This is a genomic window from Salipiger sp. PrR002 (genome assembly GCF_010500775.1).
In the GTDB taxonomy this organism is placed as follows: domain Bacteria; phylum Pseudomonadota; class Alphaproteobacteria; order Rhodobacterales; family Rhodobacteraceae; genus Salipiger.
This window is the reverse complement of record NZ_JAAGOU010000010.1, coordinates 143,161-165,940: the sequence shown is the minus strand read 5'-3', so window position 1 is coordinate 165,940 and position 22,780 is coordinate 143,161. Positions and strand designations below refer to the sequence as shown.

Sequence of the window (22,780 nt, the reverse complement as noted above, 5' to 3'; positions counted from 1 at the left end):
GGATGTCGTTTCGGGGGATCAGGGCGGGCTCAGTCGAGCCCACGGCCCAGTCCGGCATAGAGCGCCGGGTTGCGTGCCTTGATGGTCAGGGCGATCACTGCGCCGAAGGCGCCGGTCGCAATGACGAGGATCGGGAAGGCCAGGACGATGGGGCTTTCGCTGCCGGTCAGCAGGGAGATGTTGCTTCCCACCAGCGCGAAGGCACCGAGCAGACCAAGGGTTGCCAGCGCCGGTGCCACGAGCACCACGAGCGCGGAGCGTCTGTGCTGTTCGCGGTGGAAAAACCGGATGACGGAGACAGAGACGAGGATTTGCGTCCCGAGGATCGCCAGCACCGCGAGGCCCGCCATCCAGCTGAAGACGACCGTGTAGGGATCGGCGGCTCCGAAAGCGAAGGCCGCGATGATCAGCGCCACAAGGCCAGCTTGGACCAGTCCCGCGACATGGGGCGAGCCATGATCGGGATGCACATGCGCCATCTTGCGCCAGACGAGGCTCTCGCTTGCCAGCGTGTAGAAATAGCGGTTCAGCGTGTTGTGGAACGACAGCAGGCACGCAAAGAGGCTGGTCAGCAGCAGAAGGTTCATCGCCTGCACCGACCACGGACCCAGCAGGTCGGCCGCCGCGTCGAAGTAGAAACCTTCCAGCGCGGCCTCAGCCGAGGCGCGGACAGAGGAGGGGCCGTAGTACTGCGAGATCGCCCAGGTCGAGAACGCGTAGAAGACGGTGATCAGGAAGACGGCCACATAGGTTGCGCGCGGGATGGTGCGTTCCGGTTGATGCGCTTCCTCGGCGAAGATCGCCGTCGCCTCGAAGCCGATGTAAGCGCCCAGCACAAAGACCATGCTGACACCCAGCCCGGGCCCGAAGACCTCGGAGGGACGGAAGCCCGACAGGGTCATGCCCTCGGGGCCGCCACCCTGCAGAACGATGGCGACATCCAGAAGCAACAGGATCAGCAGCTCGGCGATCATGCAGGCGCCAAGGATCCGCCCCGAGATCGCGATGTTCCGGCGGCCGAAGAAAACGATCACCACCAGCGCCGCCAAGGCCCAGACCCACCAGGGAAGCTCGATGCCGAGCGGTGCCAGCGTGGCCTGCATGAAGACCGCGAAGAGCGCGTAGATCCCGATCTGGATGGCGAAATAGGCCATCAACGCCATCAGCGCGCCGCCGATCCCCGCCGCCCCGCCGAGGCCCTTGGAGATGTAGCTGAAGAACCCGCCCGCCCCGGTGATGTAGGGGGTCATCGCCGTGTAGCCCACGGAGAACAGAAGATAGAGCAGCCCCGCCAGAACGAATGCGCCCGGAACGCCTGCGCCGTTGCCGAAGGCGAAGGCGGGTGGTGTCGCACCGACAACCGCCGTCATCGGAGCGGCTGCGGCCACGACGAAGAAAACGATGTGGGCAAGACTTATGGAGTTGCCCTGAAGTCGGCCATTGCCAGTCACGTCAGTCATGAGGTGCATCCCTGTTACATGTTGGTCTTGGTTGGACCCTTGTTAGGATTAGGAGGGGCTACTCAGGCCATTGCAGCGCGCGCCAGAAATCCGATACTCTGCGCCAAGTGGCATCTGGCAACGGGAAGGCGCGCAAAATGACGACTGAGGTCAGACCACTGCCGCACTTGCTGTCTGTCAGGGCCATAATTCTTAGGCCCATTTTCGATATGTTTGATGGAAATTCGGGCACATTGCGAAAACTGCTTGCGCGCCATGGACTCGATTCGCGCGTCCTCGAGGACGATTACGCCCCGGTCCCGCTGCAGACTTACCTCGGCTTCTTCGAAGATGCGGCTGTTTCTCTGGACGATCCGAACCTCGGTCTCCGTCTCGGCGCGAGTGTCAGGCCGGGCGGCTTTGGTCCGATGGGGCTGCGCGCGACGCAATGCGCCACGATCTACCGCGGCCTCGAAAGCCTCGTCCGCTTCACGTCAGCGCTTCAGAGTGGGACACAGGTGACCTTGGAAGAGGAGGCCGAGCATGTGATCTTGCGGTATATGATCACCGCATCGCAGGTCGGCCCGAGCCGTCAGGACAATGAGTTCACCCTCGCGGGCATGTGCAGCTTGATCCGCAAGGGCTACGATCTGCGCTGGCGTCCTCTGGAGGTGCATTTTTCTCACCCTCCGCCCGATGCCCCCGGCAGGGTCGAACGCTGGTTCGATGCGCCGGTCTTGTTTTCTCAGGCCACCAACATGCTGGTCATCGATCCAAAGGATGCGCATCGGGTCTACAGGGAAGAGGACCCGGACATGCTCGACCTGATCGACCGGCATCTGGCGAGCATGCTGGAAAGGGCGGGGGAGGGGCAGTCGGCATCGGAACAGGTGCGCGCGCTGATCGCGCTCTATCTCGGGGCAAAGCCCATCACGCTTGAGACGATCGCGCCTGTCATGCAGACCTCCCGACGGTCGCTGCAGCGGCGCCTCGCCGAAGAAGGCACCACGCTGAAAGAGCTTCTGCGCTCCTATCGTCAAGAGCGCGCCGAAATCCTTCTGACGCAAATGGGGGTTTCAGTTGAGGCGGTCGCCTCGACCTTGGGCTACGCCGACGGCACGTCTTTCTGGCGCGCTTTCAAGAGCTGGACGGGGCGCAGCCCGAGCAAGGCACGCAGGTCTTCGGCCTCTGCTGGCGACGAGTGAGCACCGGGTCGCGCGCACTCGGGCGAGGCAGCCCAAGCCGCCGTCGGCTACTGCGATGCCGAGGAGGCCGACCAATCGGGACACCCTGAAAAGAAAGACGGGGCCTGCCTTTCGGAAGGCCCCGCCGGAGGTCGTCAGTAGCGGATCATGATGGACTTGAGCTCGGTGTAATCGCCGATGAAGGCCGAGCCATACTCGCGACCGATGCCCGAGCCCTTGGCACCGCCGAAGGGCACCGCCGGGTCGACGACCGTGTGCATGTTGATCCAGACCGTGCCTGCCTCGACCTTCTCGGACAGCCGCAGCGCCTTCGACAGGTCATGGGTCCAGACCGATGCGGTGAGGCCATAAGGCGTGTCGTTCATCTCGGCGACCATCTCGTCTTCCGTGTCATAGGCCACCAGCGTGCCGACCGGGCCGAACACCTCTTCGCGCCACGAGGTGCTGTCGAGCGATTTCGGGCGGATGATCGTCGGTTTGACGAAGAAGCCGGGGACATCGAAGGCCTCGCCACCGACGACAATTTCGTCACCCTCGGCGCGTGCGGTCTCGAAGGCCTCCAGGCACTTCTTGTATTGCGGCTCCGTGGCAACCGGGCCGAAGGCAGAGGCATCGTCCATCGGATCGCCCGGCTGCATCCCGCCGAGGCGCGCGCGCAGGGCGTCGGACACCGCGTCGATCTGGCTGCGATGGACCAAGAAGCGCTCCGCCGAGGCGCAGATTTGTCCGGTGTGCAGAAAGCCCGCCTCGAAGATGCCGTCGACAATCTCTTCCACCGACATATCCGGCAGGAAGCCAGCCGCGTTCTTGCCGCCAAGCTCCAGCGTGACGTGCTTTAGGTTGGCCTCCATCGCCTCCCGGGCGATGACACGGCCGGTCTGCACCGAGCCGGTCAGCGACACTTTGGCGACACGCGGGTCGGGAATGATCTGTGCACCAAGCTTGCCCGGTCCGTTGACCACGTTCAGGGCCCCGTCCGGCAGACCGGCTTCCTTGCCCAGCTCGGCGACGCGCAGCAGCGAAAACGGCGTCGGAGACGCGGATTTCAGCAGCACCGTGTTGCCGGTGGCCAGCGCCGCGCCCAGTTTCCAGACCGGGATCATCACCGGGAAGTTCCAGGGAATGATTCCGAACACAACGCCTAGGGGTTCGCGGCGGGTCATCGCCGTGTAGCGCTCACCGCCCATCGACGGCAGGGACGGCTGAAGGGTCTCGCCCGAGATCTTGGTCGCCCAACCGGCATAGAAGCGCAGGAACTGCGCCGCCCAACCAACCTCGATCATGCGCGACAATCCGATCAGCTTGCCCGACTGCAGCGTCTCGAGCTGGGCGATCTCTTCGCCGTGCGCTTCGATTAGGTCGGCGAAGCGGAACAGGATGCGTTCACGCTCTGCCGGAGAGGTCTCTGCCCAGCTCCCTTTGAAGGCGGCGTGGGCGGTTGCGATCGCGTCTTCGACCTCTTCTGGAGTGGCGCGTGCGACGCTGCCAACCATGTCGCCGGTGGCGGGGTTTCTGATTTCTTCGCGATCCGTGGCAGAGCCCGGAAGAGCACGGCCATTGATGAAATGGCCTTGCTGGCGGGCAAGAAAGGCCTGAACCTCGGGGAGGAGTTCTACTTTGGCCATGGGGATGGGTCCTTCAGACTTGCTAGTTTTAGGCTGCGGCGGCGTTTTGCAGGCCGCAGATCAGATCGCTCGCCTTCTCGGCGAGAGCGATCGTGGGGGCGTTCGTGTTGCCCGACGGGATTTGCGGCATCACCGAGCTGTCCGCGACGCGCAGCCCATCGATGCCGTGAACCCGGAGTTCGGGATCGACGACCGAGGTAGCCGGGTCCTGGCCGATGCGGCAGGTGCCGACCGGGTGATAGACCGTCTTCACACCACCGCGAACGAAGGCCTCGAGCCCGGCCAGATCGTCGGCCGGGACGGCGGGCGAGAAGAGTTCTGCGACATGGGCCTTCAGCGCCGGCTGATCGAAGAACTTCAGCGCCAGTTGCGCCGCACGGATTTGGCCCTGCACGTCCCGCTCGTCTTCGAGGTAGGCGGCACGAACTTTCGGCAGCGCGTTCGGGTCGGCCGAGCGGATTTCAACCTCGCCGCGCGACTTCGGCTGGAGGTGCCCAGCTTTGATGGTGATGCCGTGACGCTGGCCCTGCTGAACGAGATCCGGGTCATCCCAGGTGTCGAGGATCGGCAGGAAGTGGAACTGCACGTCCGGATAGCCCTGCCCGCAGGTGTCCGCGAAGGCGAAGGCTTCGAGGATTGGCGAGGTCAGCACACCCGTCCGATTGAGCGTCCACTCTATCCCATGCCGCAGGGCCTTCAGTCCGCTGTCCTCGCCATACAGCGAGATGGGCTCCTTGATGGCGGCATTTATCGACAGGTGCAGGTGGTCGTGGAAATTCCGCCCGACCGGCAGCTCGGCTTTCTGTGCGACGCCCGCGCGCTGCAAGACCGCCCCCGGACCGACACCGGACAGCTGCAGCAGTTTTGCCGAGCCGATCGCCCCTGCGGTCACGATCACCTCTTTGCGTGCGGTCACGGTCCGTCTGCTGCCTTTGGTGTAGGTCACACCCGTCGCCCGCCCATTCTCGATCTCGATACGCTCGACAGTCGCGTTCAGTTCGAGCTTCAGGCTCGGGTGCTTCCGGACATCGGCGAGATAGGTGCGCGAGGTCGAGGCGCGCTCGCCCTTGTGGGTCGTCGTCTGGTAGAAACCGACGCCTTCCATCTTCGCGCCATTGTGGTCGGTGATGTACTCGTAGCCGGCCTGCTGGCCCGCGCGCACGAAAGCGTCGCTCAGCGGGTGGCGATAGCGGTTCTCGCTGACGTGCAGCTTGCCCTCGGTGCCGTGGTACTCGTCGGCCATGGCTTCGTTGTTTTCGGCTTTGCGGAAGTAACGGAGCATCTCCGTGCTGTTCCAGCCGGTCGCGCCGAACTCGGCTTCCCAGGCATCGTAGTCAGACTTGTGCCCGCGGACGTAGACCATGCCGTTGATCGAGGAAGAGCCGCCGAGCACCTTGCCCTGCAACACGGTCATGGCCCGGTTGCCGGTCGGGCCCTCTGGCTCAGACATGTAGGCCCAGGATTTGGTCGGGATGACCTTTGCCATGCCGCCGGGGGCCTTGATGAACAGGTTGTTGTCGTCACCACCCGCTTCCAGAAGAAGCACACTCCCCCGATTCCGACTGAGAATGTTGTAGGCGATAACGCAGCCCGCCGAACCGGCCCCTATGATGATGTAGTCGAATGCGTCCTGGGACATGGATTTCTCCTAACTTGCTAAGACGGAGACCGGGACCTGCCGGTTTGTACTCCGATGCATACCGTATGTCTCCAACTAAGTAGGCAGGCTAACTATTTGCAAGGCTATTTATATACACGACTATGTGCAAAATTGCAGATCTCGGAATTTGGAAGTCAAGCAATTGATATTTCGTATAAAATAATCAAAACGCGCTGCGTTGAACGACCGGCCCGACCTGTAAGCCTTGTCGGCGCGCGAGAACGACTTTAGGTAGGTGACCTATCAAAATGGGAGAATGCCTATGCCCCGCCCGGGAAAACAGGAGGACGTGGGTCTCCAGCTCATCACGGTATCCAGGCGTTACCGCAGGGCGATGGATGCGATCTTTGCCGAAAACGGGCTGAGCGATGCGTCGACTTTGCCGCTTCGCTTTCTCATTCGCCAGGGACGGCCCTACAGGCAGAAGGACCTTGCCGAAGAACTGGACATCGAGGGCCCGACACTCGTTCGCGTACTCGACACACTCGTTGCCCAAGGCCTCTTGAAACGCGCGGAGGACCCCGGAGACAGGCGCGCAAAACTCGTCACCGTCACGGATGAGGGGCATGCATATATCGAGGCGCTCGCAGACCGGTTGGACGCTCTTCGGAGCCAGATTTTCTCGGGGATCCCGCAGCGAGACATAGACGCGACGCTGAGCCTGCTGTCGAAACTCGATGCGAATATGGAGCGCGTCATCCGCAGCGAATGACACGCCGAAATTAGAAAGGGGAGGAGACAACAGCGAAAGGAAGACGCAGAAGATGTCAGGCATGGATCTCGGGCTCGCGCTCCGACTGGGCGTGGCCGCATGGACAGCCTTCGCCGTTGCCACGGCTCTTGGCATCGAACATGCCTTCTGGGCCGCTATGCCTGTCTGGGTCGTCGCGCAGCCTTGGCGCGGCGTGATCTTCGAACGCGCCCTTTGGCGGCTGCTCGGGACCGTGATCGGGGGCGCTGCGGGGCTCGCGCTTCTCCTGCTGTCTCCGGGCCCTTGGGTGACGGCGTTGGGAATGGCGCTGCTCCTGTCGCTCGGCGCAGCTTTGATGCACTTGCGGCAGAGTGTTTCCAGCTACCTGCCGCTGATGAGTGCGATTACCGTCGCCGTCGTGGTCATTCCGAGTCTGACTGACACCACCGGAAGCGTTCACCTCGCGTTCGACCGACTTACCTGCACGTTGATCGGTGGCGTGGCGGTGGCCGTCATCGTCGGCTTGTTCACCCCCCGCGCGGACATGGCGGGATTTCGCTCTGAAGGGGCTGCGCTGGTGCGCGGTTTTGAGGAGACCGCGGCCCTGCTCCTGGCGCATGAAACCACCTCGACGCAGCGCAACGCCAGCGTCTCCGAGCTCATTCACGTTGGTGCCGCACTGGAAACCAAGGCACGCATGATCGCCGCCGGATCGCGTGACGGCTATCGCCGGATGGCTGCGCTCGACGGAATCCTTGCCGCGGGGCTCGCGCTGATCGAGGCGGCAACCGCACTGGCCAAGGACCCAGTGAACCGCCAGCTGGCTTTGCAGGATGCGCCGGGGCCGGGCCCTTCAACCGGCCCGCTCGCCCGTTTCATAGAAGCACGGCGCGCGTTGGCCGAAGCAGGTGCCTCCCTGCAGACTGTCGCTCCCTCGGCCCGTCCCTTCTCGCGTATCGCTCCTCCCGGAAACGCCGCGATGGCAGCACGGGCGGCACTTCTTGCAGCCATCGCGAGCTTTGCCGGGTCCGTTCTGCTGATCCTCAGCGGCAGCTTCGCGGCGGAACTCACCGCATTCTCGATGGCGATCTTCGCGCTGGTTCTGGGATCGGCGCCCCTGCCGCATGTGGTTGCGCCCAAACTTGCTGTGGGCGTCCTGCTTGGGTGCGCTGCGGGCGCCGCCTACCGCCTCGGAGTTCAGCCATACGTCGGAGGCTGGCTAAGCCTGATCATCACCATTCTTCCGTTTATTGCTGTCGGCGCGCTGGCCCGCGCGACGTCTCGCAGCGCACCTTATGCACTGGATGCCAACATGTGTTTCATGCTCGCCAGTCAGGCTGGCGCTGCAGCCGCGCCAAGCTCGGAGGTGCTTGCTTCAGCTTTCTGTATGGCCGCCGGGACCCTCGCAATGGTCGCCGTCTACATGGTGGTTCCGCGCCCGGGGCAGCATCTGGCTGCCCGCTGCCGAAGCCTTCTCGAACGGGACTTGCGCGGCTTGTCCGAGCACTCGAGCCAGAGGGCTCATAAGCGATGGAAGGAGTTGTGGGGGCGGCGCCTGCTGACCCTCGCCATAGAACTCGACAAGGCCGGAGAACGGCTGCCGCCAGACTTGTTGGACTTGGCTTCCAAGGGCCATGACTACCTCGAGGGCTGCAATCGAACCGCCCGATGCGGCGCCACGCGATAGACACTCGAAAATGCGGACACCCGGGGGCAATTGCTGCTTGCTCAACGTGGGGCGGCTGCCCACAAACGGTCTTTTCGGAGCGCATTCGCTGCGACCGTAACCTTTTGGCCCTGAACGAGAACAAGATCCGACCCTAGTCCGAAAACGGCTCCGGCAGCGTGAATAGACGGATGAAACGGTCTGCCAGCCTTCGGTCTCCGCGGATCGCGACGCCTGCATCTTCGGGCGAGACGCCGCCGTAGAACATGGCGGCAAGCGCAGGGGCGCTGTCGGCCTCGAAATGCAGATCGCAATTGTCCGTCTCTCCGCGCGTGACCGGCAGAGCCCCGTCTTCGAGGCGCGCGGTAAAGCGGGCTGATCCGATCGCAAATACCGCAGTCACCGCGAGCCCCTCTGCGGCCCCGGCGTCGAACATGGTGCGCAGCGAAAGCATGAAGGACACCGGCGACAGCGGCAGGGTCGGGTCATGCAGCGGCGAGGCGGCGGCCCAACGGCCGAGTTCTTGGATGATCGGCTCGGCGGCGTAGCCCCAGCCCGTCAGGCCGTAAAGCTGCGCAGGCGCGGGCTCGGGCGCCGTCTCGCGCCGCAGCACACCGCTGGCCTCCAGCCCCGCCAGCCGCTCGGTCAGGACCTTGGCGCTGATCCCCGGCAGAGCTGCGCGCAGGTCAGAGAAGCGGCGCGGCCCGAACATGAGCTCGCGCACGATCAGCAGGGCCCAGCGTTCGCCAAGGATCTCCAGCCCAAAGGCGGTGCCGCAAGCGTCCGCATACCATCTGCCATGCGGGCTTTTCCGCTCATTGGTTTCTTTTTGTAACTTCATGGTTGCTATTTGTAACCCCGCAGCCCTAGCCTGTCCATATCAGACTCAGCTTAGGGAGGAAGCCAGATGTCACAGATGATCTTCATCAACCTGCCAGTTGCCGACCTTGATCGCGCCACGCAGTTCTACGAGGCGATCGGGTTCCGCAACGATCCGCGGTTCACCAATGACAAGGCCGCGGCGATGACCCTGTCGGAGACGATCCACGTGATGCTGCTCACCCATGAGTTCTGGGCGACCTTCACCGACAAACGGCGGGTGGATGCCCGAACCGAAGCGCAGGTTCTGCTCTGCATCAGCCGCGAGAGCGCAGAGGCTGTGGATGCGATCACCGAGGCTGCGGGGCGCGCTGGTGGCACGCTCGATCCCTGCCCGAAACAGGATCACGGCTTTATGTACGGACGCAGCTTCGCCGATCCCGATGGGCACATCTGGGAGCCGATGTGGATGAGTGCCGAAGCCATTGCCGAGGGCCCGGCCGCCATGTCCGAAGCGGACTGACCACCAAGGCGCAGCGCGGGCCATGCGGCCCAACCCGCGCTAACGCATGACGACAGAGATGCAAAATGGAGCCCCGAGATGCCCAACCATCATGGCGATTTCATCTGGTATGAACTGATGAGCCGCGAGCCGGACGCCTCCGAGGCGTTCTACGCCGGTCTCCTCGGCTGGTCCTTCGAACCGGCGGATCCCAGCGGAGATATCGACTACCGCCTGTTTTCCAAGGACGGGCCACCGGCGGGTGGACTGCTCAAACTGCCCGCAGAAGCCTGTGACGCCGGGGCGCAGACCATGTGGGCCGGCTATATCGGCGTCGACGACGTGGATGCCTCGGTGCAGCAGATGGCAGACCGCGGCAGCCGGGTGATCATGGAGCCGACCACCCTGCAAGGCGTCGGACGGATGGCCTTGCTGCACGACCCGCAGGGCGCGCCGATTTACCTCATGCATGGAGCCTCGGATGAGCCCAGCCAAGCCTTCGCGCAAGACGCCCCGCGAGAGGGCCATTGCGCTTGGAATGAGCTGCGTACGTCCGATCCCTCGGCGGCGCTCGAGGTCTATGCGGCCTGCTTCGGATGGGAGAAAGCCGACAGCATGGATATGGGGCCTGCCGGTTCCTACGACATGCTCCGGAACCCGCCGCATGCCTCGCTCCTCGGTGCGGTGATGTCCTCTGGCGATATGCCGCCCCAGTGGCTGTTCTATTTCCGCGTCGCCGACATCGACAAGGCCGCAGCCTACATTGATCACAACGGCGGCGAGATGCTGATGGGCCCGCAGGAGATTCCGGGTGGGGAATATATCTTGAACGCCCGAGATCCGCAGGGCGCGGTGCTGGCCCTCATCGGCAAGCGGACGGCGTGACCCGCCGCAGAAGCGCCCGATGTCCGGTGCGCGATGAGTTGCACCTTGTCGTGTCGGAACGGAGGCTTGCGCAACTGCGCATCATCGGACGCGGCGGATGCCGACCCAATCTGCGGCGCATGAGCTGGCCGGTCTTTGCATGATGGCGTGCAAGGGCAGGCCGCGGGGGCGGCCTGCATTTTGCGTCACCAAGCGTTGTAACCGAGGTATTTCCCGGACATCTCAATCTTTACCCGATCACCTTTGGGGTTCTCGACCCGCTCGACGGTCATGTCGAAGTCGATGGCCGACATGATGCCGTCACCGAACTTCTCGTGGATCAGCGCCTTGATGGTCGGGCCGTAGACGCCAACGATTTCGTACAGGCGGTAGATGCTGGGGTCGGTCGGAACGGTCTGCTCCCAGACCTTGGTGGGGCTTTCGACCATGACGCCGACGACCTCTTCGGGCAGGTCCAGCAGAGCCGCGAGCGCCTTGGCCTTTTCTTCGGTGAAGGCGTTCATGCCCATGGCGGCGGAATGTGTCCAGACCGGCGACATGTCGATCTTTTCCGCGATGGCTTCCCAAGTCAGTCCGGCCTTCTTCTTGGCGCGGATGATCAGGACGGTGACGTCTTCTTTGGTAAGATCTTCGATCGGCGCAAGGTCTTTCATGGTGGTCCTCCGGGGTTGGGTCAGCCGACTAGTTGGGCGGCGAGGATGAGGCAGAGCACGGCAAGGATCGCCGCGACGGACTGCCAGAAACGGACGGGGTTTCGTTCGGCCAAGGGCACATGACGCGTGGCGCTCCAGGTGGCCCCCGGACGGGACAGGTCGGTGACGAACTCTGACAGCGCGTCATAGCGGCGGAGCGGATCGGGATGGGTGGCGCGGCGCAGAGCCTCGTCCATCCAGCCGGGTACTGCATTGTCGTCGTCGCGCGCAGGCGCATAGGACAGTCGCATCTGGTCACGGCGATTGCTGATCCGGGCAACCTTTGGGCCATAGGGCAGCCGTCCGGTCAGCATCTCATAGGCTATTGCGCCCAGTGCATATTGATCCGAGCGCCAGCTGATCGGATCGCCCGAGAAATACTCGGGTGCGGTGTATTGGTAGGTGCCGGGGAGCTCTCCGAGCATGCCCGGCATCGCCTCTTCCACGCCGGCGACAGAGGTCGAGCCGAGGTCGATGATCTTTGCCGTCCCGCTTTCGTCGATCATGATGTTCTCGGGGCGGAGATCCTGATGCACCATCTCTCGGCGGTGAAACGCACGCAGCCCGGCGGCGATCTGGCCGGTGATGTCGCGTATCTGATCTAGGGTCGGACTGGGATGGTCGGTCATCCACTGGCGCAGGGTCACACCCTCGACGAACTCTGTCACGACATAGAGCGCGGTGCGTCTGTCCGGTGCCTTGGCAGCCCGAAGGACATGCGAGGACCTGAGCCGCCGGGCGATCCATTCCTCGAGCACGAAGCGGCGCAGGTAGTCGGCGTCTAGGGCGGTGTCGGTGGCGGGGATCTTCAGCGCGACGCGGTGGCCGTCGGGCGCGGTTGCGAGAAAGACATGGCTGCGGGAGGTGGCGTGGATCTGGCGTTCGATGCGGAAGCCATCGATCACGTCGCCGGATTTGGGCAACGGCGGCACCGGGAGGCGCGGGGCGTCGATGTCCAGATCGGCCGGAGTGTCCGGCAGCCTGTCGATCCGGACGATCTGAACCGTCAGGTTGTCCTGACTTCCGGCGACCTGCGCCGCATCTGCGAGCGCGCGGGCGGCGGCATCGAGGTTCGGAGCGCCGAGTGCGTCGCGCAGGCTTGCAGCGGTGATGAACTCATGCACGCCATCGGTGGTCAGCAGAAAGATGTCGCCCTCTTTCAGCGACACGCGGCGATAGTCGATGTCGACGCGATCGCCCATGCCCATAGCGCGGCCCAGATAGCTTTCCTCTGCCGACAGCGTCACGCGGTGATCTGTGGTCAGTGGCTCCAAGCTCGCACCGGACAAGCGGCTGACGCGACTGTCCCCGACGTGCAGGATGTGGCCCTCGCGCCCCTTTAGGATCAGGGCCGACAGGGTGCACACGCGTCCCGCGTTCACATCCTCGATCGCGGTATTCTGGCCATGAAGCCAAGCGTTGGTGGCAGCAATGACCCGGGTTGCAGAGGTTTTGACCGTCCAGGCGTCCGGGGTCGCGTAGTAATCTGTGAGAAGAGATTTGACGGCGGTTTCAGCCGCTTCACGGCTGACCTTTGACGAGGAAATCCCGTCGGCAATCGCGAGGGCGATGCCCTTGAGAGCAAGACTTGATCCCTCCGGGATCAGCGCGCCATGAAAATCCTGGTTTTCCGGCTTGGCTCCGGCGTTCGAATACTGGCCAAGCGTGACCGAAAGCGTCGCGGGGGCAGCGGAATCCTTGGGCATGGTGCTCTCCGGAACAGAAAAATGACCCCGCTTTCGCGGGGCCAAGACAGGGAGACTTATTCCGCCGGGATGCCTGCGACGTCGTCGTTGCGGCCCGCGTTGCGCTTCGGCGATTCACGGAAGTGGGTTGCGTAGATCATGCCGCCCACGAAGGTCAGACCACCGACGAGGTTGCCCAGAACGACCGGGATTTCATTGTAGATGAAGTAGTCAGCCCAGGTGAACTGGCCGCCCAGCATGATGCCCGAGGGGAAGAGGAACATGTTCACGATCGAATGCTCGAAGCCGAGGTAGAAGAACACGAGGATCGGCATCCACATGGCCATGATCTTGCCCGAGGTGGAGGTCGACATCATTGCGGCGACGACGCCAGTCGAAACCATCCAGTTGCAGAGGATCGCGCGGACGAAGACGGTCAGCAGGCCAGCGCCGCCGGCAGCGGCATAGCCGAGCGTCCGGGCTTCACCGATATGGCCGATCTTCTGGCCGACGGCATTCGGTTCTGCCGAGAAGCCGGTGGTGAAGACAACGGCCATCAGGATCGCGGTGGTCATGGCACCGGCGAAGTTGCCGCAGAACACCAGACCCCAGTTGCGGAACACGCCGCCCCAGGTGCAGCCCGGGCGCTTGGCGATAACCGCCAGCGGTGCCAGCGTGAAGACGCCGGTCAGCAGATCGAAGCCCATGAGGTAGAGCAGGCAGAAGCCGACCGGGAACAGCAGCGAGGCCACCAGGAAGTTGCCGGTGTTGACCGCGATGGTCACGGCGAAGGCCGCAGCGAGGGCGAGGATGGCACCGGCCATGAAGGCGCGGATGAGGGTGTCTTTGGTGGACATGAAGATTTTGGATTCGCCAGCGTCGACCATTTTGACCGCGAATTCCTTGGGAGTGACATACGACATTCTCGTATCCTTCTCAGAGGTTTAAGGGCCTGATGATCAGGCGCCGGGGTTCAGGTTCAGGTAGATGTCCCGACCGTCCAGACGGACGGGGAAGGTTGCGGACCGGCCCTCATCGGCGCCCTGCGCCGAGCCTGTGGAGAGCGAGATGACCCAATTGTGCAGGGGGCAGGTCACGCAACCGTCGTGCACGATCCCCTGGCTAAGCGGCCCGTTCTTGTGCGGGCAGTTGTCTTCGAGAGCGAAGATTTCGTCGGCGGCGGTGCGGAAGACGGCGATCTTGGTCTCGCCATTCTCGACGCAACGCGCGCCCTGTTGCGGGATGTCGTCGATGGTGCCGATCAGGCGCCAGTCGAGATCGGTCTGATGCAGAGAGGCGTTCATTCTGCGGGCTCCATCTTGGGGGTGACATCGGAGGGGCTAAAGACGGCCAGCGGGTTGAACTCGTGTTTGTCCACGCCCGAGACGCGCTCGGACCACGGGTCGGTCTGCGAGTGTTTCTGGCTGAAGACGAAACGGTCATAGTAGCCGCGGCGGGACGCGAGATCGTCGAAGATGGCGGCCCTGACGGTGTCGTAGCCGACCCGCTCTGCCCACTTGTAGATGCGTTCAAGGTAGAAGCCCTGCTCGCGATACATCTGGGTCATGGCGCCCGCGATCTCGAGGACCTCCTCCTCGGTGGCGACGGAGCCAAGCTCGGTGGTGCCTTGGATGTGCAGACCCGCAGCGCCGCCATAGACGATCTGGTAGCCGCTCTCGACGCAGATCACCCCGATGTCCTTGCAGGTGGCTTCGGCGCAGTTGCGGGGGCAACCGGTGACGGCAAGCTTGACCTTGGCCGGTGTCCATGACCCCCAGAGGAATTTTTCGAGCTTGATGCCAAGGCCAGTGGAGTCCTGCGTGCCGAAGCGGCACCACGTGCTGCCGACGCAGGTCTTCACCGTGCGCAGCCCCTTGGCATAGGCGTGCCCCGAGACGAGGCCAGCGTCATTGAGGTCCGACCAGACGGCGGGAAGGTCTTCCTTCTTCACGCCCAGCAGGTCGATGCGCTGGCCGCCGGTGACCTTCACGTCGGGGATGTTGAACTTATCCACCACATCGGCGATGGCGCGCAGTTCGTCCGAGGAGGTCATCCCGCCCCACATCCGCGGCACGACGGAATAGGTGCCGTCCTTCTGGATGTTGGCGTGCACGCGCTCGTTGATGAAGCGGCTCTGCTGGTCGTCTTTATACTCGCCCGGCCAGTCGCTCAGCAGGTAGTAGTTCAGCGCGGGTCGGCACTTGGCGCAGCCGTTTGCGGTGGACCACTCGAGCTCTTGCATCACCGCCGGAATGGATTTCAGCCCCTTCGCGACGATCAGCCGGCGCACTTCGCCATGGCCGAGCGGCGTGCAGCCACACATGCCTTCAGCCGTCTTTTCGAAACTGTCCCCGAGGGTGAGCGCGATCACGGATTCCACAAGGCCGGTGCAGGTCCCGCAGGATGCCGACGCCTTGGTGTGGGCGCGCACTTCTGCGAGCGACGTCAGCCCCTTCTCGTTGATCGCATTGACGATCTTGCCTTTGCAGATGCCGTTGCAGCCGCAGATTTCCGCGTCGTCCGAGAGGTTGGCCACGGCGGCCAGCGGGTCGGCTGCGACGCCGCCACCCTGATGCGCCTGCCCGAAGATCAGCGTGTCCCGCATCTCCGTGACATCCTCGCCCGACTTCAGCAGCTCGTTGAACCACATGCCGTCGGCAACATCGCCGTAGAGCACAGCACCGATCACACGATTGTCTTTCAGGATCAATCTCTTGTAGCTGCCGCGCGCGGCATCGCGCAGCACAACGTCCTCGCGGTCCGGCCCGTCGCCAAAATCGCCGACGGAATAGAGGTTGATGCCGGTGACCTTAAGCTTGGTGGGCGTTTCGGTATGGGCGAAGGCGGCGGCCTCACCGGTCAGGGTCGCGGCGGCCACCTTGGCCATTTGGTAAAGCGGCGCAACGAGCCCATAGACCAGCCCGCCGACCTCGGTGCACTCGCCGACCGACAGGATGTCGGGATCGGATGTGTGCATTTGCGCGTCCGTCACGATCCCGCGCCCGACCTCCAGACCAGCCTCGGCTGCGAGCGAGGTGTTCGGGCGGATCCCGACAGCCATCACGACCAGCGTGGCGTTGATCACGCTGCCGTCTTCCAACTCGACGCCTTCAACTTTGTCCGAGCCGAGGATCTGCTTGGTGTTTGCGCCGCAGCGAATGTCGATCCCGCGCCCCTCGAGTTCCTGCTGCAGCAGATAGCCCGCGGCGGGGTCCAGCTGGCGTTCCAGCAGGGTAGGCATCAGGTGCAGAACGGTGACCTCCATGCCCTGCGCCTTAAGACCGGCGGCAGCCTCGAGACCAAGAAGACCGCCGCCGATCACCACCGCGCGACCACCGAGGTCGGCAGCAGATTTCATCTTTTCCACATCGTCGAGGTCGCGATAGGCGACCACGCCCGGCAGCTGATGCCCCGGAACCGGGATGATGAAGGGGGCAGAGCCGGTTGCGATCACCAGCTTGTCATAGGCCGCGGTGATCCCGCCTTCGGAGGTCACAGTCTTTGCGTCGCGGTCGATCGCAGTGACTTTCTCGCCCCGGTGCAGGGTGATGCCGTTGTCCGCATACCAAGCGTCGTCGTGAATGATGATGTCGTCAAAGCTCTTCTCGCCGGACAGGACCGGCGACAGCATGATGCGGTCGTAGTTCACCCGCGGCTCGGCGTTGAAGATGGTGACGTCGTAGGCGCCTTCAGCCTCGAACAGGTGTTCCAGCATGCGGCCAGGGGCCATGCCGTTTCCGATGATGACAAGCTTCTGCCTGGACATGATGTCCTCCGGTTCATTCTTGCGGAACCGGGGAAATCCGGGCCGCGGCGGTTTCTGTCAGGGAAGGCGTGAAGCCGATGGCAAGGCGCATCCCGCGATCTGAAGATCAGAGCGTCGAGCAGCGCCGTTGCTGCGTGGCCATTGATCCGAAGGACCTTGGGCCGATTTGACTGAAATCGCCGCGCCGTTGCGGCAGGGTGGAGGCGTTTCGGCCTCGCTTAAACATGCAGTAAGTTAGAATGTATTATCGGCGCAATCGTTTTTTCTGAGAACCGGCATTTTTGCGGGCGTCGGACATGTTGCGCCTATCGCGTGAGCAGTTTTGAGCGTCGGCACCGGCCGTTTGCATGCCGGGTGGGCAACATTTGAATCGATTGATCCGAACCTCGTCAAAGGTGATCCGGCGCTTTATGGCTGTGCGCAGGCCTGCCATCGAACGTGAGAGCAGATTGGCCAGCACTGAGTCGTGTCACTTGACGGGAACTTGGTTGTCTTGCGCATGCGTCGCACCCATAAGGATCGACAGGGTTCGCGGGTGCGCCAATACTGCGTCGGCCAAGCTGAGCCTATCAAGGGACTGATAAAAAGCTGTTTTCGCCTCTTTCAGCCCGCGGACAAGGCCGCATGATCCTCGCAAGATGCAACTCGAGCAATCGACTAGTGCGTGGTCGCCTTCCATAAAGCGCGCCACTTCACCGATGCGGATCTCTGCCGCCGGACGCGCAAGCGCCACGCCGCCAGAGCGGCCCCGCGTGCTTTGCAGGAACCCGCCGTCGACCAGTTGGTTCACCACCTTCATCAGGTTGCTTTGCGACAGGCCATGGGCTCGGGACATCTCGGAAATCGGCACCACGCGATCCTGATGTGCCCCAAGATAGAGGCAGACGCGCAGCGCGTAGTCCGTAAACTTTGACAGGTTCATAGGAATTCCGAGGTATTAAACGCTTCAAAATTCGCGCATGTATTGTCCGCAGTCAAGGCCATCGGAGCGCGGATCACGCGAAACCGAAGGTCTTGGCCCGGGCCGTGTTCAGATGTCGTAGTGTTTAAGGAAATCTCGCACCGTCTGCATGCATGTCCGCCAAGCGGGCTCATAATCGACCAGCACGTGATTGCGGCTGTCGAGCGGAACGAAATGTGCGTCTGGAATCCCCGAGGCAAGCGCACGGCCCATGTCGAGGGGAATGCGCATGTCGTCTTTTGAGTGCAGAACGATGGTTGGGGCACGCACCGACCCGAGCCTGTGGCGCACGTCAATCTCACCAAAGGCATCCTGAAAGCGGGCGGCGTTGCCCGGCGATGTGGTCAGCCGCTGAAACTCGTCGAACCATGTCAGCTCGTCCGGCCCGGCGTCGGGCATGAATGTCTGCGAAAAGATGTGCCGGTAGGCGGGATTGTCCGTACCCCAGCCCAGTTCGGTCAGCGCCCGCACCGCCTCGCGACGGGCCTTTTCCTCGTCGCTGACCATGTGCCGCCAGCCCGCAGCATAACCGCCCACCAAGATCAGCCCCGAGACGCGTTCCGGGTGCCGCACCGCGTATTCGACGCACACGGCAGCACCCTGAGAGATCCCGAGCAGGGGAAACCGTTCAAGGCCCAGCTTGTCGGCAACGACTTCGAGGTCCTCGACAAACGCGTCAAAGCCAAGGTCTGCCACGTCCCAGTCCGACAGGCCGCAGCCACGTTCGTCGTAGCGGATGAACCTGCGCTGCCGGGCGATCTCGGCAAAGCATTCGCCCCAGATCGGGCTCGTCCAGTCGAACTCGAGATGGGTCAGCCAGTTTGCCGCTTTTAAAAGCGGCGGGCCGGACCCAAGCGTGGCAAAGGCGATCTTGGTGCCGTCCGGTGCCTCGCAGAATGCGATACGCTGGCTGCGCAGGCCCGACGCGCGGTCGGTTCGCGGTTGGCGTTCCGCGGGCGGAAGAGCCTCCTGTGCCGCCGGTGCAAGCAGTTCTTCGGCGTCGGGATCGGCGTCGCGCCACAGGCGCTGCCATTTCTGCGCGGACAGGGCCGGAAGCTCTGGATGGTTCACCAGTTGCCGCAACACCGCGACGCGGGCAATCCGCGCGTCCTCGCGTTCGGCTTCCAGCCACGACAGGAAGGCCGCATCGCCCGCACCGTCAAGCCCGTCGAGCAGAACCGGAGACAGTGCCTGCGCCATCTGCTCAAGCTCGGCCACCGTAAGGTCTGCGGAGCCGCGAAGTCGGTTGTAGATGTCGTGCAGGTCGATCTCGGCGGCTTCGGTGTCAAAGCGCACCCGCTCGCGGTCTGACAGGATGCGCCGCTGCTCGGGCGTGTCCACTACAGGGCGCAGCTTGGTGAGCGACCAGCGCAGGGCCGCCTTGGGATCGTCAGGCATGTCCCACAGCAACTCGCACAGACGTTCGCGCCGGTGCGGGCGTCCGGTGGCCACCAGAAAGCCGAGCAGCGCCCGGGCCTTGCGTGATGCGGGCAGCGGCACGTCCTGCCCGCCGCGCCGCACCCGCAACTCGCCAAGCAAAGAGACCTGCAATCGGTCGCTTCGGGCCAAGGCCTGAGTGGGACGGTCGTGCAATCCCATGCTGTCTCCAGAAAAATGCAATTGGAAAGAGAAATTCGAAATTCAGATTCATCTTGAGCAAATGCCCCGCGGTCTGTCCAGCGCCGTCAAAGCGCGCGGCGAAGAGCTGTCAGACCCGCTGAATGGGCAAATACAACGCTGCCCGCAGGCCATTTCCACTCCGGTTACAACGCTGGTGACAACGCCCCTCTGCGATACCCCAAGGGCACCTGCCGCGGCTCTCGGAGCGAAATTTCATCGGCGGGTTTACTGCATTGGAGTGACTTGATGTTTGAAGACAAGACCTTACACTTGAGCGGCTGCCCTGTCATCGACCCGCGCAGCCTGCAGCGCGACAGCCACACGCGGCTGGCGGAACTGCGGGAGAAACATCCCATTGTCCAGATCGGTGAGGGGCAATTTCTCGTGCTGCGTGCGGACGATGTGCTGCCCTTGCTGCACGACCCGCGGGCCCGCCAGCTTGAAGGGCCGGAATATATCGCGCTGAATCAGGTTCCCGAGGGGCTGACGTCGCAGTTGCAGGCGGAATTTTTTCCTTTTGCCAATGCGGCAGAGCATCGCCACAAGCGCGCGCTTTTCGCCCGCGTTTTTGCCTATAGCGAAATTGAGACGCGCCGTGCTTTGGTCCGTGCCGCTGCGGCGCGCATTCTGGCGGGACTGCCGCGCGGCGAGAGCCTGGATTTCAGCATGGCTTTCGCGGCACGGATGTCGGCGCAATCCGTGGCTGCCGTATTTGGCTTGCCGGAAGAGGACGCACCGCATCTGGCGGGGCTGGTCAAACAAGTCGCGCGGGCTGTTGGGCCGATCTATCCGCGCCACGAGCATTCCCAGATCGAAGAGGCGACCGAGGCGCTTTATGTCTACGTCGAGCGGCAGCTTCAGGAGCGGCTGATCCGGCCCCGCGAGGATCCTCTGAGCAAGCTGGTGAAAGCCTGGCGTTCCGAGCCGGACATCTCGGCTGGGAGCCTGATCCTTCAGATCATCGGCGTGCTGGTCGCTGGCATCGGCACCACAAGCACCGCGCTGGCGCGCAGCACGGCGATCCTGCTCGAGCGACCGCGGGACTGGGCCGATCTGCGCGATGACCCGGCGCTGATCCCCGGTGCGGTGGCCGAGGCGCTGCGCTTCGATCCGCCGGTCGGTTCGGTCACCCGCATTGCTGCGGAACCGCTGGAGGTCGGCGACGTGCTGATCGCCGAGGGCAGCGCCCTGCGGCTTTCCCTGCTGTCGGCGCTGCGGGATCCCGCGCTGCATTATGCGCCCGATCTCTTCGACATCCGCCGCCGCGACAACGCCCGGCTGCATCCCGTGTTTGGCCACGGGCCGCACCGCTGCCTTGGCGAGAAACTGGCGCGGATCGAACTGGAAGAGAGCCTCGCGGCGCTGTTGCAAGAGACGGGCTTTCCCGAGTTGCTTCTCAGCCCCCGGCTCGAGGGCTTTGGCGGATTGCGCCGCGCCACGCCGATGCGGGTGCGCCTGTCATGAGCCTCGATTTTCATTCGGCTGCCGCGCCGACGCGCCCGCAACCGATGCAGATGACCGTCCAGTCCGCTGGAGAGGTGATCATCCTGCGCCTGAGCGGGTGTATCGACGCCTCTGCGACCGGTGCGCTGTGCGATGCGCTGGTGGCTCATATCCGCGCTGGCTGGCGGCACATGGTTGTCGAGCTTTCAGCGCAGGCGGTGCTCACCCGGCCCGGGCTGCGGGGCCTCGTGGTCGCCGAAAAGCTGCTGCTGGCGCGACGGGGCCAGATGCGTATCTGCGGCGCCTCGCCAGAAACCGAAGCCTTCGTCAGACGCGAAAGCTTTTGCCATCTGCTGCGTTTCGCGCCCGACCGTGACGCAGCCTTGGTGCAGATCGCGGCGACCTAGAGACTGCGCAGAAGAACAATTTTTTCAACGGATTATTCGAAATGATGACCACATATTTCTACACCGCCTTCACGCAGAAACAGCAGCGCGGCGCGCGCAAACCGCATGGTGTTCCGGCTTTCATCGGCCTTCTGGGCTGGCTCAGGGCGCTTCGCCATGCCCGGGGCAGGCGGCGGCAGTATCAGTACCTCGAAGAGCTGCCGGATTACCTGCTCGACGATATCGGACTGACCCGCGGCGACATCGCGCGCGCCCGCCGCCGAGATTTCTGGAGCTGACGCGATCGCAGTCCTGCCCACTGAAACGGGCTTTGGCGTGGAGGGTCCCTCTCCACGCGCTCCGGCACCGGGCTGCCAAACTCACCCAAGATGACGAAGGATTTCAAAATGAACCACACTGCCTCTATTTCTATCGAAGCGCCCCTGATCGACCCGGACTGGCTGCTGGAGGACCCCCATGCGAGGTTCGCGCAGCTTCGGCGCGACCACGCGGTTATCAGGGTCAGCGATCACAACTACTACGCGCTTCGTGCAAATGACGTCTTTCCGCTGCTGAAAGATGATCGGACCGTTCAGGTTGAGGGCAGCGATTACGTCGCGCTCCACCAAATTCCGGACGGGGCAATGGCGCAATTCCTGCGCGACATCCTGCTTTTTGCCAATGGCGCGGACCACAGGGCAAAGCGCGGACCCTTTGCGCGTGCCTTCTCGCATCAGGCCATTCTTGCGTCGCGGGACGATATTCAGGCGGTCGCCCGCAAGATCGTCGCCGAACTGCCGCGCGGCGAAAGCTTTGACCTTGTCGCGCGCATGACCGCGCGGGTGCCTTCCGAGACGATTGCCGCGATCCTTGGCCTGCCTGTCACCGAGGCCCCAGAGTTTGCGCCATGCATCTATGAGATGGCCAGCGCTATCGGGCCGATCTACCCGATGGAAAAACATAGCCGGGTCGAGGCGGCTGCGCGCGAGGTCTTTGGCTATGTGGAAAAGCACATGTTGTCGCGGCTCGCGATGCCGCAGGACGATCTGCTTTCGGATCTGGTCGCCGATTGGGACGAGGCCCGGGGCATTCCATTCAGCAGCCTCGTCAATCAGGTGCTCGCCTTCATGCTGGGCGGCAGCGACACCACGCGCGCGGCGCTGGCTATCGCCATTTCCTTGCTGCGCCAGCGCCCCGAAGATTGGGCGGCGCTGCAGGCCGATCCCGATCTTATTCCCGCTGCGATCTCAGAGTGCCTGCGGTTCGAGCCTTCGGTCGGCAACGTGCCGCGTTTCACTGTGGCGGAGATGCGGATCGGAGAGGCGACGGTGCCTGCGGGCGTTCTGCTGCAGCTCAGCACCATGTCCGCGATGCGCGACCCAGAGCTTTACGCCGATCCGGAAGAGTTCATCATGCGGCGCAGCGATCATCCCCGTCTGCACCTCGTCTTCGGGCAGGGGCCGCATCGGTGCATCGGCGAGATGCTGGCGCGGATCGAGATGGAGGAGAGCCTGAAGGCCCTCCTTGAGGCGGCGCCGGGGATCGAGATCGAAACCGCGCCTCGCATGATCGGCTTTGGCGGTATCCGGCAGATCACGCCGATGATGGTTCGCATTCCATAAGCCACGGCCAATGGCCCGCGCGCATTTTCGCGTGTGCGCGGGCCCGTATAAATGAGCAAAGCTGACTTTTCCGATCACCCTGTGTAGCCTGCCGGAATTAGACAGAGGTGCAT

The 22,780-nt window shown here is 63.5% G+C and carries 20 protein-coding genes; 9 read left to right on the top strand and 11 right to left on the bottom strand.

The genetic code is table 11. From position 1 onward, the window contains the following. Positions 1-29: 29 nt before the first annotated feature. Positions 30-1,460, bottom strand: a complete 1,431-nt coding sequence (locus G0A00_RS12865) for an APC family permease (RefSeq protein ID WP_203595366.1) — start codon at positions 1,458-1,460, stop codon at positions 30-32. 137 nt (positions 1,461-1,597) lie between these two features. Between G0A00_RS12865 and G0A00_RS12860 the strand changes: the two genes are divergently transcribed. Then, the gene (locus tag G0A00_RS12860; RefSeq protein WP_164181275.1) at positions 1,598-2,644 is read left to right on the top strand and encodes an AraC family transcriptional regulator; all 1,047 of its coding nucleotides are present in this window, start codon (positions 1,598-1,600) and stop codon (positions 2,642-2,644) included. 134 nt (positions 2,645-2,778) lie between these two features. Here the strand turns inward: G0A00_RS12860 and G0A00_RS12855 are convergent, their stop codons facing one another. Together G0A00_RS12855 and G0A00_RS12850 are read right to left on the bottom strand one after the other, a co-directional pair. Beyond that, on the bottom strand, positions 2,779-4,269 hold the full coding sequence (locus G0A00_RS12855; protein ID WP_164181277.1) for an aldehyde dehydrogenase family protein: 1,491 nt from the start codon (positions 4,267-4,269) through the stop codon (positions 2,779-2,781). 28 nt (positions 4,270-4,297) lie between these two features. Then, a complete protein-coding gene (locus tag G0A00_RS12850) occupies positions 4,298-5,908 on the bottom strand; it encodes a GMC family oxidoreductase (RefSeq protein WP_164181279.1) in 1,611 nt (536 codons plus the stop codon). Between the two features lie 283 nt (positions 5,909-6,191). Here G0A00_RS12850 and G0A00_RS12845 point away from each other — a divergent pair, with 283 nt between their 5' ends. After that, positions 6,192-6,641, top strand: coding sequence for a MarR family winged helix-turn-helix transcriptional regulator (locus tag G0A00_RS12845; protein ID WP_164181281.1), 450 nt, complete (start codon positions 6,192-6,194; stop codon positions 6,639-6,641). A 61-nt stretch (positions 6,642-6,702) separates the two neighbouring features. After that, positions 6,703-8,307: an FUSC family protein gene (locus G0A00_RS12840; protein WP_164181288.1), complete on the top strand. Its 1,605-nt coding sequence runs from the start codon at positions 6,703-6,705 to the stop codon at positions 8,305-8,307. A gap of 133 nt (positions 8,308-8,440) precedes the next feature. Here G0A00_RS12840 and G0A00_RS12835 read toward each other — a convergent pair whose 3' ends face one another. After that, positions 8,441-9,127, bottom strand: coding sequence for a helix-turn-helix domain-containing protein (locus G0A00_RS12835; RefSeq protein WP_164181290.1), 687 nt, complete (start codon positions 9,125-9,127; stop codon positions 8,441-8,443). A 66-nt stretch (positions 9,128-9,193) separates the two neighbouring features. On the opposite strand from G0A00_RS12835, the gene G0A00_RS12830 reads away from it, so the two are divergent. Both G0A00_RS12830 and G0A00_RS12825 read left to right on the top strand, forming a co-directional pair. Continuing rightward, positions 9,194-9,628: a VOC family protein gene (locus tag G0A00_RS12830; protein ID WP_164181292.1), complete on the top strand. Its 435-nt coding sequence runs from the start codon at positions 9,194-9,196 to the stop codon at positions 9,626-9,628. A gap of 78 nt (positions 9,629-9,706) precedes the next feature. After that, positions 9,707-10,492 carry a VOC family protein gene (locus G0A00_RS12825; protein WP_164181294.1) on the top strand — a complete coding sequence of 262 codons (786 nt, stop codon included), beginning with the start codon at positions 9,707-9,709 and terminating at the stop codon, positions 10,490-10,492. A gap of 185 nt (positions 10,493-10,677) precedes the next feature. On the opposite strand, the gene cynS is transcribed toward G0A00_RS12825, so the two are convergent. From cynS to G0A00_RS12790, 7 genes are all read right to left on the bottom strand, one after another. Further along, on the bottom strand, positions 10,678-11,145 hold the full coding sequence (gene cynS / locus G0A00_RS12820; RefSeq protein WP_164181296.1) for a cyanase: 468 nt from the start codon (positions 11,143-11,145) through the stop codon (positions 10,678-10,680). Between the two features lie 20 nt (positions 11,146-11,165). Next, positions 11,166-12,890, bottom strand: a complete 1,725-nt coding sequence (locus G0A00_RS12815) for a bifunctional protein-serine/threonine kinase/phosphatase (RefSeq protein ID WP_164181297.1) — start codon at positions 12,888-12,890, stop codon at positions 11,166-11,168. Positions 12,891-12,946: 56 nt separating this feature from the next. Further along, on the bottom strand, positions 12,947-13,792 hold the full coding sequence (locus G0A00_RS12810; protein WP_164181299.1) for a formate/nitrite transporter family protein: 846 nt from the start codon (positions 13,790-13,792) through the stop codon (positions 12,947-12,949). Between the two features lie 36 nt (positions 13,793-13,828). Next, the gene (nirD, locus tag G0A00_RS12805; RefSeq protein WP_164181301.1) at positions 13,829-14,173 is read right to left on the bottom strand and encodes a nitrite reductase small subunit NirD; all 345 of its coding nucleotides are present in this window, start codon (positions 14,171-14,173) and stop codon (positions 13,829-13,831) included. Next, a complete protein-coding gene (nirB, locus tag G0A00_RS12800) occupies positions 14,170-16,635 on the bottom strand; it encodes a nitrite reductase large subunit NirB (protein ID WP_164181303.1) in 2,466 nt (821 codons plus the stop codon). Before nirB ends, nirD begins: the two co-directional genes overlap by 4 nt. A 469-nt stretch (positions 16,636-17,104) precedes the next feature. Continuing rightward, positions 17,105-17,557 (bottom strand): Rrf2 family transcriptional regulator, encoded by a 453-nt coding sequence (locus tag G0A00_RS12795; protein ID WP_164181305.1) that lies wholly within the window; start codon positions 17,555-17,557, stop codon positions 17,105-17,107. Between the two features lie 108 nt (positions 17,558-17,665). Beyond that, positions 17,666-19,195 carry an alpha/beta fold hydrolase gene (locus G0A00_RS12790; protein WP_164181307.1) on the bottom strand — a complete coding sequence of 510 codons (1,530 nt, stop codon included), beginning with the start codon at positions 19,193-19,195 and terminating at the stop codon, positions 17,666-17,668. Positions 19,196-19,462: 267 nt separating this feature from the next. Here G0A00_RS12790 and G0A00_RS12785 point away from each other — a divergent pair, with 267 nt between their 5' ends. The 4 genes from G0A00_RS12785 (at position 19,463) to G0A00_RS12770 (ending at position 22,667) form a co-directional block, all read left to right on the top strand. Further along, positions 19,463-20,680 (top strand): cytochrome P450, encoded by a 1,218-nt coding sequence (locus tag G0A00_RS12785; protein WP_164214206.1) that lies wholly within the window; start codon positions 19,463-19,465, stop codon positions 20,678-20,680. Beyond that, positions 20,677-21,066 carry an STAS domain-containing protein gene (locus tag G0A00_RS12780; RefSeq protein ID WP_164181310.1) on the top strand — a complete coding sequence of 130 codons (390 nt, stop codon included), beginning with the start codon at positions 20,677-20,679 and terminating at the stop codon, positions 21,064-21,066. Before G0A00_RS12785 ends, G0A00_RS12780 begins: the two co-directional genes overlap by 4 nt. A 41-nt stretch (positions 21,067-21,107) precedes the next feature. Beyond that, entirely contained in the window at positions 21,108-21,344 is a 237-nt protein-coding gene (locus G0A00_RS12775) for a DUF1127 domain-containing protein (protein ID WP_164181312.1), read from the top strand. 108 nt (positions 21,345-21,452) lie between these two features. Then, entirely contained in the window at positions 21,453-22,667 is a 1,215-nt protein-coding gene (locus G0A00_RS12770) for a cytochrome P450 (protein ID WP_164181314.1), read from the top strand. Positions 22,668-22,780 lie beyond the last annotated feature (113 nt).